Annotated in this window: 1 protein-coding gene; it reads right to left on the bottom strand. The window is 64.2% G+C overall.

Translation table 11 applies throughout. The annotated features are described in order from the left end of the window. Positions 1 to 2,730 (bottom strand): non-ribosomal peptide synthetase (locus ON23_RS28150; RefSeq protein WP_039781949.1); only part of this gene is annotated, 2,730 nt, incomplete at both ends.

Genomic DNA, 2,730 nt, shown 5'->3' with positions numbered 1-2,730 from the left:
TGGGTGAGCAGGTCGGTGAGGTTGGGGTCGCCGGTGAGATCGACTCGTAGTACGAGGGTGTTCACGAAGAAGCCGACCAACTCGTCGAGGGCGGGGTCGTCGCGGCCGGCGACGGCGAATCCGACCGCCACGTCGGGGTTGGCGCTGATCTTCGACAACAGGATCGTCAGGGCGGCTTGGATCACCATGAAGTTGGTGGCGTTGTGTTCGCGCGCTGTCCGGGTGATGTGTTGTTGTAGTTCGGCGGGCCAGTCGATGGTGACGCTGGCGCCGTGTTGGTCGGAGGTTGCTGGGTAGGGTCGGTCGGTGGGGAGGTCGAGGTGTTCGGGCATTCCGGCGAGGGTGTGTTCCCAATATTCGAGCTCGGTGGTGATGCGACTGTGTGGGTCGTGGAGTTCGCCGAGTTGGGTGCGTTGCCAGAGTGTGTAGTCGACGTATTGCACCGCCAAAGGTGCCCAACCCGGCGCCCGGCCCGCGCAGCGGGCGGCGTAGGCCGCACTCAAATCGGTGGCCAGCGGCCCCAGCGACCAGCCGTCCGCGGCGATATGGTGCATCACGATCACCAGCACGTGTTCGTGATCGGAAACATCGAAAAGCATTGCACGCAAAGGAATCTCGGTCGCCAAGTCGAACGGGTAGCGCGCCGCCTCGTTCACGGCGGCGTCCAGCCGGGTCTGCGACCATCCGGCCGCATCGACGACCTCACACTCGAAAGGGACCCGATCGGCGGGGATGACCACCTGCCGGGGTGTTCCGTCGGTCGCGCTGAACACCGTGCGCAGACTTTCATGACGGCCCACCACATCGGCCAGCGCCGCACCCAGCGCGTCGACATCGAGCCCGCCACTCAACCGCAACGCCGCCGCCACGTTGTAGACCGCGGAGGGGCCTTGGAGTTGGTCGATGAACCAGAGTCGTTGCTGGGCATACGACAACGGGACCGCATCGGGTCGTTCCATCGGTGTCAGTCGTGGGAGTCGGCTCGTATCCGCATTGTCGATGCTGGGGGCCAGGCGGGCGACGGTGGGTGTGTCGAATACGGTGCGTACGGAGAGGTCGGTGTCGAGGGTGGTGTTGATCGCGGCGATGAGGCGCATCGCCGACAGTGAATCTCCGCCGAGGTCGAAGAAGGAGTCGTCGACCCCGACGTGGTCGAGCCCGAGTATCCGAGCGTAGATGGTGGTGAGGATTTCCTCGACGGGCGTGCTGGGTGCTCGATATCCGCTGGTGGTGTATTCGGGTGCCGGTAGGGCGCGGGTGTCGAGTTTGCCGTTGACGGTCAGTGGGAGTGCGTCCAACGTCATGATTGCGGAGGGGATCATGTAGGTGGGGAGTTGTTCGGCTAGTTGGGTGCGTATGTCGGTGGGGTTTGCGGTGCCGGTGATGTAGGCGATGAGTCGTTTGTCGCCGGGTCGGTCTTCGCGGGTGATGACGGCTGCTTGTTCGATGCCGTCGAGTTGGGTGAGGGCGGTTCGGATTTCGCCGCATTCGATGCGGTAGCCGCGGATTTTGACTTGTTCGTCGGCGCGGGCGACGTAGTGGAGTTGGCCGTCATGTGTCCAGCGGACGAGGTCTCCGGTGCGGTACATGCGGGTGCCGGTTCCTCCGAACGGGCACGCCACGAACCGTGACGCCGTCAATGCGGGCCTGCGCCAATATCCGCAGCTAACACCGGCGCCGGCCACGTACAACTCGCCCGCGACTCCCACCGGCACCGGCCGCAGCCATTCATCCAGCACGAACAGCGCTGCTGCGGGCACCGGTGCCCCGATCGGCGGTGCCCCCGATCCGGGGGTCAAGGGGGTGGTGAGGGTGACGCACATGGTCGTTTCGGTGGGGCCGTAGCCGTTGATGACTGTGTGCGTGGGCGCCCATTGGTCTATTACTTGGGCGGGGCAGAATTCGCCGCCGAGTATCAGGGTGATCGATTCCAGGCCTTGTGGTGTCAGCATCGCTGCGGCGGTGGGGGTTTGGGTGAGCACGGTGACGTGTTCGGCGGCGAGGGCATCGTGAAAGTCGGTGGGGGAGCGGGTGATCTGGTCGGGGATCACGACGAGTCGTCCGCCGTGGAGCAGCGGGCTCCAGATTTCCCATACGGAGACGTCGAAGGCGAGCGAATGACATTGCGCCCACACCTTTTCCGACGTTGGCGTTACATCCGAGGACGCAAGTAGCTGGGTGACGTTGTGATGGGTGGCGGCCACGCCTTTCGGAGTTCCGGTGGTGCCGGAGGTGTAGATGAAATAGGCGATGTTGTCCGGGCTCGGTGCGGGAAGTGGGGTGCTGGGTTGGTTGTCGAGTGCGGGGTCGTTGATGTCGATGGTCGGGATGTCGATCCCGTTCAGCCGCCGGGCTAGGTCGTTGGTGGTGATGACGGCGACGGGTGTGGTGTCGGTGAGCATGAATTCGATTCGTGCTCTGGGGTGTTCGGGGTCGATGGGTAGGTAGGCCGCTCCGGTTTCGAGCACTGCCGCTATCGCGGTGATCGCTTGTGCCGAGCGTTCCATCAGTATCCCGACGACGCATCCGGGACCCACACCGCGGTCGGTCAGCAGGTGCGCCAGCCGGTTCGCTGCTTGTTCCAGTTGCCGGTAACTGTAGGAACGAGCACCGCAGCTGATGGCTATGGCATCCGGGGTGCGGGCCGCTTGCGCCGCGAACAACGCCGGAATCGATGGTGACGATGATCGGCTCGTGCGCAATACCGCGCGATTTCCGAATTCGTCTATG

Origin of the sequence: Nocardia cerradoensis NBRC 101014 (assembly GCF_000308535.1) — a bacterium.
Taxonomy (GTDB): Bacteria; Actinomycetota; Actinomycetes; order Mycobacteriales; family Mycobacteriaceae; genus Nocardia; species Nocardia cerradoensis.
The sequence above is the reverse complement of the archived record's forward strand: the minus strand, read 5'-3'. Positions and strand labels throughout refer to the sequence as shown.